Source organism: Streptomyces sp. T028 (genome assembly GCF_048159505.1).
Lineage (GTDB): Bacteria > Actinomycetota > Actinomycetes > Streptomycetales > Streptomycetaceae > Streptomyces.
In genome coordinates this window covers 256,621-271,317 of the sequence record NZ_JBLRVZ010000057.1, presented here as the reverse complement: position 1 = coordinate 271,317, position 14,697 = coordinate 256,621, and the positions used below count along the sequence as shown (strand labels likewise).

Annotated in this window: 9 protein-coding genes; 3 read left to right on the top strand and 6 right to left on the bottom strand. The window is 74.2% G+C overall.

Translation table 11 applies throughout. The features are described from left to right. Positions 1 to 287 (top strand): hypothetical protein (locus tag ACLZN2_RS43790; protein WP_416985368.1); only part of this gene is annotated, 287 nt, incomplete at its 5' end. Here the strand turns inward: ACLZN2_RS43790 and ACLZN2_RS43785 are convergent. Next, positions 273 to 1,232, bottom strand: a complete 960-nt coding sequence (locus ACLZN2_RS43785; RefSeq protein WP_416985367.1) for a helix-turn-helix transcriptional regulator — start codon at positions 1,230 to 1,232, stop codon at positions 273 to 275. The genes ACLZN2_RS43790 and ACLZN2_RS43785 overlap by 15 nt on opposite strands. Before the next feature lie 142 nt (positions 1,233 to 1,374). Here ACLZN2_RS43785 and ACLZN2_RS43780 point away from each other — a divergent pair, with 142 nt between their 5' ends. Further along, positions 1,375 to 2,208: an NAD(P)H-binding protein gene (locus tag ACLZN2_RS43780; protein ID WP_416985366.1), complete on the top strand. Its 834-nt coding sequence runs from the start codon at positions 1,375 to 1,377 to the stop codon at positions 2,206 to 2,208. Between the two features lie 27 nt (positions 2,209 to 2,235). On the opposite strand, the gene ACLZN2_RS43775 is transcribed toward ACLZN2_RS43780, so the two are convergent. After that, positions 2,236 to 2,559 (bottom strand): 2Fe-2S iron-sulfur cluster-binding protein, encoded by a 324-nt coding sequence (locus ACLZN2_RS43775; protein ID WP_416985365.1) that lies wholly within the window; start codon positions 2,557 to 2,559, stop codon positions 2,236 to 2,238. Between the two features lie 219 nt (positions 2,560 to 2,778). Between ACLZN2_RS43775 and ACLZN2_RS43770 the strand changes: the two genes are divergently transcribed. Beyond that, positions 2,779 to 4,218 (top strand): alpha/beta fold hydrolase, encoded by a 1,440-nt coding sequence (locus ACLZN2_RS43770; RefSeq protein ID WP_416985364.1) that lies wholly within the window; start codon positions 2,779 to 2,781, stop codon positions 4,216 to 4,218. 65 nt (positions 4,219 to 4,283) lie between these two features. On the opposite strand, the gene ACLZN2_RS43765 is transcribed toward ACLZN2_RS43770, so the two are convergent. Genes ACLZN2_RS43765 through ACLZN2_RS43750 form a run of 4 tightly spaced genes read right to left on the bottom strand, consistent with a single transcriptional unit; the run spans position 4,284 to position 14,632 of the window. After that, entirely contained in the window at positions 4,284 to 5,492 is a 1,209-nt protein-coding gene (locus ACLZN2_RS43765) for an acyl-CoA dehydrogenase family protein (protein ID WP_416985363.1), read from the bottom strand. 10 nt (positions 5,493 to 5,502) lie between these two features. Beyond that, a complete protein-coding gene (locus ACLZN2_RS43760; RefSeq protein WP_416985362.1) occupies positions 5,503 to 6,468 on the bottom strand; it encodes an aromatase/cyclase in 966 nt (321 codons plus the stop codon). Further along, positions 6,468 to 12,599 (bottom strand): type I polyketide synthase, encoded by a 6,132-nt coding sequence (locus ACLZN2_RS43755; RefSeq protein ID WP_416985361.1) that lies wholly within the window; start codon positions 12,597 to 12,599, stop codon positions 6,468 to 6,470. Before ACLZN2_RS43755 ends, ACLZN2_RS43760 begins: the two co-directional genes overlap by 1 nt. After that, entirely contained in the window at positions 12,596 to 14,632 is a 2,037-nt protein-coding gene (locus ACLZN2_RS43750) for a beta-ketoacyl synthase N-terminal-like domain-containing protein (RefSeq protein WP_416985360.1), read from the bottom strand. The genes ACLZN2_RS43755 and ACLZN2_RS43750 overlap by 4 nt, the downstream gene beginning before the upstream one ends. Between the last annotated feature and the right edge of the window lie 65 nt (positions 14,633 to 14,697).

Here is a 14,697-nt window from a genome sequence, read left to right as displayed (position 1 = left end):
GGATGTATCGGGGTGATCCCGACAACGCGGCGAGCGTGCGTGCCAGGCGTCGCCGGGCAGGCGGGACTTTCGAAACACGCCCTAGGGCGTGGCTTCCAGCGGTCGCCCGCCGGGGTTCCTGCTTCACCGAGGTCGCGCGGGTGTCGCGGCCCGTGGCCGCTGACTGGTCGTTCCGGCACGGGGCAAGCGGCCCGCGGTTCACCGGTGCCGGTGCCCAGCCGGTCGGCGGCGAGGACGAGCGGCGCGCCGTGGCCCGCGAACGCCTGCCGACCTCACTCCGCGCCTAACGGGGCCTGGTCGGCGGCGCGTGTGAGCCGGGCGGCCAGGGCGCGGAGACGGTCGTTGAGTTCCGGCGGGTCGATGACCCGGAAGTCGACGCCCTTGAGCGCGATGTGCAGCGCGATCTCGTCCAGGGTGGCGGCGCCGGTGTGGAACAGGCACGAGTGGTCGTCGTACCGCTCCAGGCGGCCGGCGGTCGGGGACGTGTGCTCGACGAGGGCTTCCCAGGGGCAGTGGAAGAGGATGGTCGCCCGGTAGCGGTACGGGGCCGAGGACAGTTTGTCGGTGAGGTAGGCGTTCAGGTCCTCGGCGGGGCCGCGGCGGGGGGTGAACCGGGGGCCGGACTGCGGGGCGGTGTCGATGCGGTCGAGACGGAAGGTGCGCCAGTCGTCGCGCGTCAGGTCGAAGGCCAGCAGATACCAGCGGCGGCCGGTGTGGACCAGACGGTACGGCTCGACGCGGCGCGTCGTGCCCTGGTAGCCGAAGCGCACGCCCTCGTGTCCCCGGCACGCGGCGGCCAGCGCGGCCAGCAGGTTCGCGTCCACGGTCGGGCCGGACGCCGTCAGCGGCAGGATCGCCGACTGCATCGCCGCCACCCGGTGCTTCAGCCGCGAGGGCAGGACCTGTTCAAGCTTCGCCAGGGCCCTGAGCGAGGTCTCCTCGATGCCCGCCACCGAGCCGGACGCGGCGGCCCGCAGTCCGACGGTCACCGCGACGGCCTCGTCGTCGTCCAGCAGCAGCGGCGGCAGTGCCGCGCCGACGCCGAGCTGGTAGCCGCCGCCGGGGCCGGTCAGGGACCGCACCGGGTAGCCCAGCTCGCGCAGCCGGTCCGCGTCCCGGCGGACGGTGCGCGTCGTCACGCCCAGCCGCTCGGCCAGTTCCCGGCCGGACCAGTCGGAACGGGACTGCAGTAAGGACAGCAGCCGCAGTAATCGGGCCGAGGTCTCGAGCATCTGGCTGGAATCTCCTCATCGATCGCGCCCGGTCGAGGACAGAACCTGTCCTCAGGGCTTCCTAGTGTCGTACCTGCCGGCCCCCGAAGGCCAGGCCGAACCACAGGCAAGCAGAACCACGGGCACAGCAAGGGAGAACACCATGATCCTCGTCACCGGAGCCACCGGGAACGTCGGCCGTCACGCACTGGAGATGCTGCTCGGACAGGGCCGCGAGGTGCGGGCCGCGTCCCGCGAGCCGGAGCGGGCGACGTGGCCTGCCGGAGCGCGGACCGTCGCGGTCGATCTGGCCGACCCGGCGTCGCTGGCCACCGCCCTGGAGGGGGTCGAGGCGGTGTTCCTGTTCGCCGTCCCCGGCAGCGGACCGGCCTTCGTCGCCGCCGCCGAGGCCGCCGGCGTACGCCGGGTGGTGCTGCTGTCCTCCGGCTCGGTGGACGACGACGCCGAGGAGCAGGACGGGCCGATCGCCGCCTACCACGCCGAGATCGAGCAGGCGCTGCGGGGCTCCGACCTGGAGTGGACCTTCCTGCGGCCCGACGTGTTCGCCGCCAACACGCTGATGTGGGCCGGGCAGACCAGGGCCGGTGACGTCGTCCGCGGTGCCTACGCCGATGCCACCGCCGCGCCGATCCACGAGGCCGACATCGCCGCCGTGGCCGTGGCCGCGCTCACCGAGGACGGTCACGCCGGGCAGATCCACCGGCTCACCGGCCCGCAGTCGCTGAGCCATGCCGACCAGGCCGACATCATCGGCGATGTGCTCGGGCGCCCCATCACCTACCAGGAGCTGCCCGTGGAGGCGGTGCGCCAGGCGATGAGCGCGCATGTCCCCGGTCCGATCCTCGACGGCATCCTCAAGGTCTGGGCCGACTCGGTCGGCCGGCCCGCCCTGGTCACGGCCGACGTCGAGAAGATCACCGGCCGGCCCGCTCGCACCTACGGCGACTGGGTGTCCGACCACGCCGCCGCGTTCTGACGCGACCGGGCCCCGGAGCGGCCCGCGTCACACCTGCCGCTCCGGGACGTCCACCACCAGCCCGTCGATCTCGTCGGTGACCGGCAGCTGGCAGCTGAGCCGGCTGTTCTCCCGGCGCGGGCAGGCCGTCGTGTGCAGCAGTTCGTCCTCGATGTCGGACACGGCCGGCAGCGTGACCGGGCTGCCGCGGTCGACGTAGACGTGGCAGGTCGCGCACATGGCGCCGCCGCCGCACTCGCCGACGATGCCGTCGACGCGGTTGACGACCGCTCCCCGCATCACGGAGTTCCCCTCGGGGACGTCGAGGGTCGTCGCGGTTCCGTCCGGACTCCGGTAGGTGATCCTGGCCATGCGTCGTGTCCTTCCTGCGTTCGCGTACGGTGCACGGACCCGCGTCGGCGTACGTTCCACGGGTGCCCGCGGTGCTGTCGCCGCCCCACCATGCCGCGGTGTCCTGGGGAGCCACTGGGGGCTCGATCGAACGCGGCGCGCCCCGCACTCCAGGTCGTTTCGAGAGGCTCGCTGGAGCCTGGCCGGTACGTACGGCACTCATGGCCCACAGGAGGACCCATGCCGAAGACCGGCGAGCGGCTGACATGGACGGCCGCAGGACCAGGCGAACGCCTGGAGTACGCGACGCTCGAGGTCCCGCTCGACCACGCGGATCCGGACGGCGAGCGGATCTCCCTCGCCGTCAGCCGGCTGCGTGCCGGGAATCCCGCGCGCCGTCGGGGCGTCCTGATCGGGGTGACCGGGGGGCCCGGCGGCGACGGCGGCCTCGGCACCGGCATGCCCTCCCGGCTGGCCGGCACCCCGCTCGCGGAGGTGTACGACCTGATCGGCTTCGACCCGCGCGGCACCGGCGCCTCGACGCCGCTGCGCATCGAGGTCACCCCCACCACCGTGCCCTTCGACTCCCGACCGCCCGACTCGGTGTTCGAGGCGATGGCCGCCGACATGCGTGAGCGCGAGCTCGGCTGCCTGCGGGCCGGCGGCGGGGTACGCCCGCACATCAACACCCGCAACACGGCCCGCGACCTGGAGAGCATCCGGGTCGCGCTGGGCGAGGAGAAGCTGAACTTCCTCGGTTACGCGTACGGCAGTTACGTGGGCGCCGTCTACGGGACGATGTTCCCCGAGCGTCTGGACCGGAGTGTGCTCGACTCCTGCGTGCATCCCCGCTGGACCTGGCGTGAGCAGTTCGTGGCCCAGGCGCGGGCGGTCCGCGAGAACGTGGACCGCTGGGCCGAGTGGACCGCGAGACGCGACAACCACTTCGCCCTGGGAACGACGGCCGCGCTGACCGTGGCCGCCGTGGAGGGTGTCGCCGCGGCACTGGAGAGCCGGCTCGGGACGGCCGCGCGTACGTCCTTCGACGGCATCGTGGGCGGCCTGGCCACCGACCGTTCGGCGTGGGAGCGGCTGGGTCTGCTGGTCGGGGCGCTGCGGGCCACGACCGCCGAGGGCTCCGAGGGCTCCGAGGGCTCCGACGAGCGGACGGCCGCGCTGCTGGCCGAGCACACCACGGGCGGCTGGGGAGCACGGGCCAGCGAGCAGTGGCGGCAGAGTGTGCTCGAGGCGGTGACGCTGGAGACGGAGTGGCCGACCGACCTGGAGACCTACTACGCGGACATGCGCACCTGCCGGGAGCGCTACCCCTACGGGCACGGTGTGCTGCGGGCGGCTCCGTGGGTCGGGGCGTTCCGCACCTTCCAGTCGCCCGAGCCGCCCACCGTGCTCGCCCGGGACGGTTATCCGACGGGCCTGGTCGTGCAGGCCGACGGCGATCCGATGGACCACCGCGAGGGCGGTGAGGCCCTGGCGGAACTCCTCGGCCACCATCTGATCATGGTGGAGGACTCCGGCGACCACGAGGTCTACGTGCTCAGCGGGAGCAATCCGCGCCTGGAGGCGTACGTCGAGCGGTATCTGGTGGACGGGGTGCTGCCGCCGCCCCGGGTGAGTGTGCCCGGTGCGCGTCAGGCGCCGCCCGTTGCCGAGGACGCCTGATCCGAAGGGACGAAGGGGAGGGGCCCGCCGACCGGCCCCTCCCCTTCGCCGTCGCGCGCCGCCCGTCAGCGGCGCTTGCCGACGGGAACGACGTACCTGGCGTAGATCAGCTCGCGCATCACGTCGTCGCCGCCCTCCACGATCGCGACGTAGCGCAGGTCGCGCACCAGCTTCCCGATCGGATGGTCGTGGGTGTAGCCGAGCCCGCCGAACATCTCCGAGCCGGTCGTCGCCACCTGCCAGCCGGCCTGGCCGCAGTACAGCTTGGCGGCGAGGGCCGAGCGCAGCGTGCCGACCCGGTACAGCGCCGCGGCCGGGTTGTCCGCCGCCAGGTACCGGTCGAACTCGGCCGCCGCCGCCCGGCACTGATGGCGCATCACGTCGATGGTCATCTCGATCTGGCCGAGCTTGGCGGCGAACACGGCGTTCTCCCGCAGCGGAGCGCCCTTGATCCGCTTCTGCGCCGCGTACTCCATGGACAGGTCCCGGATCCGGCGGGCGACCCCGATCGCGGTGGCGGCGATGAGGATACGGCTGGCGTTCAGGCCGATCTCCAGCAGACGCAGACCGTTGCCGCGCAGTCGGCCGACGGCGGGCACCCGGCAGTCGCGCAGCCGGACCCGGTAGGTGCCCGCGCCCCGGACGCCGAGCATGTCCCAGCGCTTGATGATCTCCACCCCGGGAGCGGCACGGGGCACCGCGACGACGGCGTAGTCGCCGTCGTCGTCGGCGGACCGGGCGAGCACGAGCAGGGTGTCGGCGGGTTCGGAGTTGGTGGAGAAGTACTTCTCCCCGTCGAGCACCAGATCGTCGCCGTCGCGGCGGTAGGTGGTGGCGGTGCGGTTGAGCTCGCTGCCCGCGTCCTCCTCGCTCCCGAGGATTCCGAGCCGGCCGCCGCCTTGGACGAGGCGCTCCAGTACGGGTCGTGCCACCGCCTCGTCGCCGTGGAGCTGGAGCATCACCGTGCCCAGAACCGACAGGAAGGAGCCGAACGCGAAGCCGGCGTCGCCGTAGGCCAGTTCGGACACGATGTCCACGCTGTCCTGGAGGGACACCCCGGCGCCGCCGTACGCGGCCGGGATCCACCAGTTGGCCAGCCCGGCCGTGTGCATCCGGGCCGACTCGACGGTGGGCTGTTCGGGCAGGCCGTCGAAGTACTCGGCCCTGGGCAGCAGTTCCGCGCGGACGAACGCCCGGACCCGGTCCAGCACCTGCGTCGCGTCGGCCGTGTCGGTGTCGGTGTCGGTCGTGTCGGTGTCGGTGTCGGTCGTCATGGTGTCCCCCTCACCGGTCCTGGACGAACTCGCGGGCCTTGGCCATGGTGGCCCGGCTGTTCGAGCCCAGCGCGTGCCGCACCGCCTGCCGGGCGCCGGCCAGCGTCTCGGGCGGGTCGGGCAGGGCCTTGATGCCGGCCGGGTCGAGGAGGACCTGGTGGTGCGAGGTGACCTTCACGGTGCCCTCCGGGCCCTCCTCGAACCGCCACTCCCCGTTGTGCGCGTGGAGCACCGGCGGCAGGGTGGTCTGCTTGTAGGTGATCCGCCGCAGCGGCTCGCAGACCCGGCCGGACGCCGTGGTGTGCAGCGAGCCGTCCGGGGAGCGGGTGTCCATCTCCATGAACTGCAGCCCGGTCTCCTCCTCGCGGAGTTCGATCCGTGCCACGTGTGGAAGCCGTTCTGGCCACCGGGACGCCTCGTAGATGAAGGCGTACGCGTCCTCGATCGAGCCGGTGATGGTCTCCGTGTCGGCGAAGTCGAACAACAGCTCCTGCTCCGCGTCCCCTCGTTCGGCCGCCCGCTTGAGGTGCTCCAACTCCGAGCGGCTGTTGGTGTCGACGGCCCGGGTGATGCGCTCATGGGCCACCGGATCGCCGTCGACCGCCCGGTAGAAGTGGTCGAGCTCCACCGTGCAGCCGCCGTCGCTCCGCTCGGTGATCCGCCAGGTGCCGCCCATGGCCGCGACCGGCTCGCGCGGCTGGATCTGTTCGAACTCGATCCGGAACGCGACCGGGTCCAGCCGGCGCCGCGACTCCCAGGTGCGCAGTTCGCCGTTGGCCAGCGCCCAGATCCGGATCCGCTCGTCGGTCTCGTCGCCGCCGGTCCGCTCGGCCCGCACGGTGGGCGGGAAGTACAGCGGCCACAGGCCCACTTCCGCGACGATCCGGTAGACCGCCGTCGCCGGGGCCGACACCTCGATGCGGTGGGTCACTTCGGTGGTGCCGTCGATGGTGCCGGTTTCGGCCTCGCGTGCCATCACGCGCCCTCCAGTCCTGAGATGAACTTGACAAGTTCCCGCGGCGTCGGGTGGTCCAGTACGGCGCCGGCGGGGAGCCGGAGCCCGGTCGCGGCGGCGAGCCGGTTGCGCAGGTCGACACTGAGCAGCGAATCGAAGCCGAGTTCCTTGAAGGGGTCCTCGGGGCCGACCGCGGACGGTTCGAGGTAGCCCAGCACCTCGGCGGTGTGGGTACGGACGAGCCGCATGAGGTCGTCGTCCCCCGAGGACGCCGCCGCGGCAGGCACGGGGGCGGCAGCGGGCGCGGGTGCGGGTACCGGTGCCGGCGGTGCCGGTACGACGGCCGGTGCGGGCGCCGGTGCGGAGGGCGTGAGGGGTGTGTCCGTCCGCGGCAGGCCCGGCAGGCCCGGCAGGTCCGGCAGGTCCCCGAGCAGACGGGCCGCACGGCTCCCGGGCCGCAGCTCGTCCGGGGCGAGCCGCAGCGGCACCCGCACCGGCGCGGGCGAGGCCAGGTTCTCGAAGAGGAGCCGCATCCCGTCCCGGCTGTCCAGCGGGGCGATCCCGATCCGGGCCAGCGCGGCGGTGTCGGCCTCGGTCAGATGGCCGGTCATCCCGGTGGGCACCCGCCACAGGCCCCACGCCAGCGACGTCGCCTCCAGCCCCCGCGCCCGGCGGTACTGCGCGAGGGCGTCGAGGTAGGTGTTGGCCGCCGCGTAGTTCGCCTGGCCCGGGTTGCCGAGCACCCCCGCCACCGAGGAGAACAGCACGAACGCCGACAGGTCCAGGTGCTCGGTGAGCCGGTGCAGCTGCCAGGCCCCGGCGACCTTGGGCCGCAGCACCGCCCGCAGCTGGACCGGCGTGAGCCCGGTGACCAGCCCGTCGCGCAGCACCCCGGCGGTGTGGAAGACGCTGCCGGGCTCGTACTCGGCGACCACCTTCGCGACGGCGTCGGCGTCGGTGACGTCGCAGGCCACCACGGACACCTGAGCCCCGTACGCGGTCAGTTCCGCACTCAGCTCCGCCGCGCCCTCGGCGCCCGGCCCGCTCCGGCTCACCAGCACCAGCTGCCGGGCGCCGCGCTCGGTGACCAGGTGCCGGGCCAGCTCGGCGCCGAGACCGCCGGTGCCGCCGGTGATCAGCGTCGGGCGCAGCGGATCGTAGGAGCGCGGCATGGTCAGCACGAGCTTGCCCTGGTGGCGGGCCCGGCTGAGCATGCGCAGCGGCACGCGGCCGTCCCGGACGTCCCAGGTGCGCACCGGCAGGTGGCGCAGCGCGCCCGTCTCGAACAGGGCGACGAGCTCCTCCAGGACCTCGCTGATCCGATCCGGCCCGACGCCCAGGATGTTGTACGCCCGGTAGGTGATCCCGGGGTGCTCGGCCTCCGTGGCGGCCACGTCGCGCAGATCGGTCTTGCCCATCTCGGCGAACCGGCCGCCCGGCGCCAGCAGGCCGAGGGAGAGGTCGAGGGCCCTGCCCGACAGCGAGTTCAGTACGACGTCCACGCCCCGGCCGCCGGTGACGGCCCGGAACTCGTCGGCGAAGTCGAGCGTGCGGGAGGAGGCGATGTGGTCGTCGGGGACGCCCCGGGCGCGCAGCGTCGCCTGCTTGTCGGGGCGGGCGGTGGCGAACACGTCGGCGCCCAGGTGCCGGGCTAGCTGGATCGCCGCCAGTCCGACGCCGCCGGTCGCGGTGTGGATCAGCACCTTGTCGCCCGGCCGGGTGCCGGCCACGTCGACCAGGCACTGGTAGGCGGTGATGAACACGATGGGCACGCCGGCCGCCTGGGCGAAGCTCCAGCCGTCCGGGAGCGGCTTGACCATGCGTTCGTCGGCAACGGCCACCGGGCCCAGCGAGCGCTCGAACATCCCGAACACCCGGTCGCCGGCCGCGAAGCGGGTCACCTCGGCGCCGACCTCGGTGATCACGCCCGCGCCTTCGCTGCCCATGGTCCTCTCGGTGGCGACGAGGCCGAGGCCGACGGTGATGTCACGGAAGTTCAGCCCGGCCGCGCGCACCTCGACCCGCACCTGACGGGGGCCCAGCTCGGCCTCGGCCTCCGGGTGTTCGACGAGCGCGAGGTCGTCGAGGGTGCCCTTGGCGGTGACGTCGAGCCGCCAGGCCCGGCTTGTGGCCGGGGGCCGCAGCCCGCTCTCGCGGGCGGTCCGCAGCCGCGGCCGGTACAGCCGCCCCGCCCGCAGGGCCACCTCGGGCTCACCACTGGCGAGCGCCTGCGGCAGGGCCCGCAGGGACGCCGGGTCGTCGTCGACGTCGATCAGCACGAAGGTGTCGGGGTGTTCGGCCTGCGCCGAGCGCACCAGTCCGGTGACCGCCGAGGCGGCCAGGTCGTGGACGGGTTCGCGGTCGGAGACGGCGAGCGCGCCCCGGGTGACCACGGCGAGCCGCGAGGCGGTGAACCTGGAGTCGGCGCGCCAGCTCTGCACCAGGTCGGCGGCGGCGAGAGCCAGCCGCTCGGCATGGGCCGGGGCGCCGTCCGCGCCCTGGGCGGAGCCGAGCGGGGCCACCACGACCGCCGGCACCGGGAGCGTCACCGACTCCAGGTCGGGGAAGTCCGGCCGGTCCCACAGGTCGCCCGCGCCCACCGTCACCCACTCGTCGGGGCCGGGCGCCTGCGTGCCGCGCAGCCTCTCCCACACCGGTTCGAGGCTGACGCCGCGCTCCTCGGCGGGCAACGGCCGCAGCGCCAGCGACCGCACCGAGCCGACGAACCGGTCCTGACCGTCGAAGAGGGTCAGGGACAGATCGTCTCCGTCCGGCCGCGCGTGCACGCGCAGGGTCCGGGTGTCGGTGGGCAGCAGGACGGTGTCACGCCAGGCGAACGGCACCAGCAGTCCGGCACCCGCCCGGAGCACGGCGGGGTGCAGAGCCGCGTCGAGCAGTGCCGGGTGCGCGGCGGCGAAGTCGCCCGGGTCCGCGTCGGGCAGGGCCACCTCGGCGAGGATCTCCGCACCGCGCGTCCACAGTCCGCGCAGTCCGGCGAACGCCGGACCGTAGTGGTAGCCACGCCGGGCGAGCCGCTCGTAGGCCCCGGTGACGTCGACCGGGGAGGCGCCCTCGGTGGACCAGCGCGCGGGCGGGGCGGCCGGCGCGGGATCACGGCCGGCCAGCGCGCCCGTGGCGTGCCGCACCCACCCACCGTCGGGTTGGCGCGCGTGCACGGTCAGGGCCCGGTGCCCGGCGGCGTCCTCGGGTTCGAGGACGATCCGCAGGTCCGCCGCCCCCTGCTCGGGCAGCGGCAGCGGCACGCCGAGGGTGAGGTCGGCCACGACGGGGCGGCCGATCCGCTCGCCGATCTCGCCGAGCAGGGACAGGAACACGGTCGCCGGCACCAGCGCGGCCCCCCGGACCACATGGTCGGCCAGCCACGGGTAGCGCTCCCGGTCGACGGACGCGGTGACGACGGTCTGGCCGGAGGGCAGCTCGGTCGGCGCCGCGGTGAACGCGCCGCCGCCGTCGCCGGTTCCGGCGGACGGTGCGGTCACCCAGAACCGTGTGCGGTCGAACGGGAAGGACGGCAGGTCGATCTGACGGCCCGCGGGCTGCAGCGTGGCGAGGTCCACCGGCCCCGCGGAGTCGGGGAGGGCCGCGGCCGACGCCAGGAACTGGCCCGCACCGCCGCTGTCCCGGCGCAGGGTGCCCAGTACGGTGCCGCTCGCCCCGGCCGCGTCCAGGACCTCCTGGACCGCGAAGGTCAGCACGGGGTGCGGGCTGACCTCGATGAAGGTGCGGTGCCGTCGCTCCACCAGCCCCCGCAGCACCGGCTCGAACCGCACGGTGTTGGTCAGGTTGTCGCACCAGTACGTCGCGTCCATCTCCGCGGTGTCGATGACGGTGCCGGTCAGCGTCGAGTGGAGCTTGGTGTCGCAGGAGCGCGGGGAGATCCCGGCCAGGTCGGTGAGCAGGCGCTCCTCGAGCCGCTCCATCGCCTCGGTGTGCGACGCGTAGTCGACCTCGATGCGCCGCGCGTCGATGCCCTGGCGTTCGCAACGGGCCAGCAGATCGGTGAGGCCCGCGACGTCCCCGGCGACCACGGTCGAGGTCGCGGAGTTGACCGCCGCGACGCTCACCCCGTCCACGCTGTTGAGCAGCCGCTGGGTCTCCGCGGCGCCCAGCAGGACGGACGCCATCCCACCGGGGGGCGCGAGCTGTGCCAGGGCCTGGCTGCGCAGGGCCACCACCCGGCAGGCGTCGGCGAGGCCGAGGGCACCGGCCACGTGGGCCGCGGCGATCTCTCCCTGGGAGTGGCCGACGACCGCGGCGGGCCGGACACCGACCGACTTCCACAGCGCGGCCAGCGACACCATCACCGAGAACAGCGCGGGCTGGACGACATCGACCCGTTCCAGCCCCTCGCCGCGCAGCGCGTCGGTCAGCCGCCAGTCGCACAGCGGGGCCAGCTCCTCCGCGCAGGCCTCCATACTGGCGCGGAAGACCGCCGACTCCTCCATCAGGGCGAGACCCATCCCGCGCCACTGCGATCCCTGCCCGGGGAAGACGAAGACCGGCCCGGCCAGGTCGCGGTAGGACTCGGTGCGCAGCACGGTCGGCGACCGGTAGCGCCCGGGCGTCTTAGGCAGCGGGGTGTCGGAGGCCAGCGACTCCAGTCCGGTCCGCAGGTCCTCGCGGCTGTCGGCGATCACGATGCCGCGCTGCCGGAACCCGGTGCGGGCGCGCAGGGTGTGCGCCACGTCCTCGGGCGCGTCCCGCGGTGCCCGGCCGACGTGGTCGGCGAGGGCCCTGGCCTGGGCGCGCAGCGAGTCGGTGTGCGGGGCGGAGAGGGCCCACACCAGCGGTGTCGTCGTGTCGGCGGCGGGTTCCCGCTCGGGCTCGGGCTCGGCCTCCTCGATCACCAGGTGGGCGTTGGACCCGCTGATCCCGAACGCGGAGACCCCGGCCCGCCGTGGCCCGTTCCCCCGCTCCCACGGGCGTGCCTCGGTCAGCAGCGCGAGGCCGCTGCGGTCCCAGTCGATGTGGTGGGTGGGCCGGGAGACGTTCAGCGTGGCGGGCAGGACACCGGCGCGCAGCGCCTCCACCATCTTGATCACACCGGCGACGCCCGCCGCGGCCTGGGCGTGCCCGAGGTTCGACTTCAGCGAGCCCAGCCAGAGCGGGCGGTCGGCACCGCGGCCCTGGCCGTAGACGGCGGACAGCGCCCGCGCCTCGATGGGGTCGCCGAGTTCGGTGCCGGTGCCGTGCGCCTCGACCGCGTCGACGTCGTGCGGGTCGAGTCCGGCCTGGCTCAGGGCCTGCCGGATGACGTCCTCCTGGGCCGCCCGGTTGGGCGCGGTGAGACCGTTGCTCGCGCCGTCCGAGTTGGTGGCGGTGCCCCGCACCACGGCGAGGACGCGGTGACCGCGCGCGCGGGCGTCCGAAAGGCGCTCCAGCAGCAGCAGTCCGGCGCCCTCCGCCCAGGCGGTGCCGTCCGCGTCGTCGGAGAAGGGGCGGCAGCGCCCGTCGGGGGAGAGTCCGCCCTGCCGGGTGAAGTCGACGAACATGCCGGGCGTCGACATCACCGCGACACCGCCGGCCAGCGCCAGGTCGCACTCGCCGGCGCGCAGCGCCCGCACGGCCAGGTGTACGGCGACCAGCGAGGACGAGCACGCCGTGTCCACCGTGAGGGCCGGGCCGCGCAGCCCGAAGCAGTAGGCGATGCGCCCCGAGGCGACGCTGGTCGAGCTGCCGGTGATGCGGTAGCCGCCGGCGCCCTGGTTGTCCTCGTGCAGGCGCGGCCCGTACTCCTGGGCCATCGCCCCGACGAACACACCGGTGTTGCTGCCCGTCAGGGCGTCCCGGCTCAGGCCGGCCCGCTCGAAGGTCTCCCAGGCCGTCTCCAGCAGCACCCGCTGCTGGGGGTCCATTCCCTCCGCCTCGCGGGGCGAGATGCCGAAGAACTTGGCGTCGAAGCGGTCGGCGTCGTCGAGGAAGCCCCCGCGGGTGGTGGCGGAGCGGCCGTCGGCGAGGTCCGCCGCACGCCAGCCGCGGTCGGCCGGGAAGGAGGACGTCGCGTCGCGGCCGTCCGCGACCAGCTGCCACAGGTCCGCGGGCGTACGCACACCGCCCGGGTAACGGCAGCCCATGGCCACGACGGCGACGGCTTCCTGGTCACCGTCCACTGGTCCGGTCTGGGGAGTCATCGAAACTCGTGACCTTTCGTGTCGTCCGACCGGAGCGCCTCGATGAGCGCCGCCGGAGTGGGGTGGTCGAACAGCAGGGTCGTCGGCAGGACGCGGCCGATGGCCCTGCCGACGGCGGTACGCAGCGCCACGGCCATGCGGGAGTCCAGACCGAGGTCGGTGAACGTGGCGTCGAGGTCGAGGTCGGCGCCGGGTGCCCGGCCGAGGATCTCGGCGGTGAGGTCGAGGACCAGGTCCAGCGGGTCTCCGGACCACGGGGGCGCGGAGCCCTCGGTGGCGGGGCCGGTGGGCGTCGCCGTGTCCAGCCAGTACGGGCGCCGCTGGAAGGGGTACAGCGGCAGCTCGGCCGGCCGGGCCTGCGGGCCGTAGACCGCGAGCCAGTCCACCGGCTTGCCCAGCACGAAGGCGGCACCCGCCGTCGCGGCGGCCGTGGCGGGCTCGTTCCCGGCTGCCGGTCGGGCCGTCGGCTCCGCTCCCGCCCGGCCCATGAGGACCGTCACCCCGTCGGCGGAGGCTCCGTCGGCCAGCTCCCGGAGCCGGGTGACCAGTTCCGCGTGTTCGGAGACGATGACGGCGGCGCGTACGGGCAGGGCCGCGCGGGTCGTCGCGGAGGCGAGGCCGAGGTCGCGGAGGTCGGCCCCGGCGTGGCGCTCCAGCTGGTCGGCCAGCCGGGCCGCCTGGGCCCGGAGCGCCGCGTCGGTGTGCCCGCAGAGCAGCACGGGCACCGGCTCGTCGGACACCCGCGCACGAGACGCCGGTGTGGCGGCCTCCCGCCGGGGCACCTCGCCGAGCACGGCGTGGGCGTTCGTGCCGCCGAGGCCGAAGGCCGAGACGCCGCAGACCAGCGGCCCCTCGTCGGCCGGCCAGGTCCGCCGTCGGGTGCTGACGCGCAGCCGCAGTCCGTCGAGGTCGATGTCGGGGTTGGGCCGCCGGTGGTTGAGGGTCGGCGGGAGTTCGCGGTGGAAGAGGCTCGCCGCGGTCTTGATCAGCCCGGCGACACCGGCCGCGCCCTCCAGATGCCCGATGTTGGTCTTCACCGAGCCGACCAGCAGCGGCCGGTCCGCGGGCCGGCCCCGGCCGAGGACACCACCGAGGGCTCGGGCCTCCACCGGATCGCCGGCCTTGGTGCCGGTGCCGTGCAGTTCCACGTACGCGACCCCGGCCGGATCCACGCCCGCCCGGCGGTAGGCCTCGGCCAGCATGTTCTGCTGGGCGTCCTGGGTGGGGGTGGTCAGGCTGGCGCCGCCGCCGTCGTTGTTGACGGCGGTGGCCAGCACGGTGCAGTACACCCGGTCCCCGGCGGCGAGGGCTGCCTGGAGCGGCTTGAGGACCAGAACGCCGGCGCCCTCACCTCGTACGATCCCGTCGGCGCTGGCGTCGAAGGTGTGGCAGCGGCCGGTCGGCGACATCGCCCCGAGCTCCTCGATGAGCCGGTCGCCCGTCGGGGTGAGGTTGAGCTGGACGCCCGCGACCACCGCGGTCGTGCACTCCCGGCGCCGCAGACTGCCCAGCGCCTGGTCGAGGGCGGTCAGTGAGGAGGACTGGCCGGTGTCGACGACGGTGCTGGGGCCGGTGAACCCGAAGAAGTAGGAGAGGCGGTTGGCGAGGAAGGTCCGTGCCGTGCCGGTCATGGTGTAGGCGTCCGCCACCGCGGACATACGGCTCAGCAGCGAGTAGTCGTCCGAGCAGGATCCGACGAAGACGCCGGTCGCACCGCCGGCCGTGGGCGGGATGCGCGCGTCCTCCAGGGCGTGCCAGCACAGTTCGAGCAGCAGGCGCTGCTGCGGGTCCATCAGGGCGGCCTCGTGCGGCGAGATCCCGAACAGTTCCGCGTCGAAGAGCTCGACGTCGCGCAGGTATCCGCCGGGACGGCGGCCCTCGCGCAGGCCCGTACCCGGGCCTATGGCGTCGCCGCCCCGGCGCAGCATCCGCCAGAAGCCGTCGAGATCGTCGGCGCCGGGAAAGCGGCAGGCCATGCCCACCACGGCCACGGGCTCCCCGGACGCACCGGTCATGTGGATCACCTCAGTCATGTCAGTCCCGTCGGCTGTGTCGGTGGTCGGGTCGGTCGTGCCGGTCGCCGGCGGCGACGAGGGGG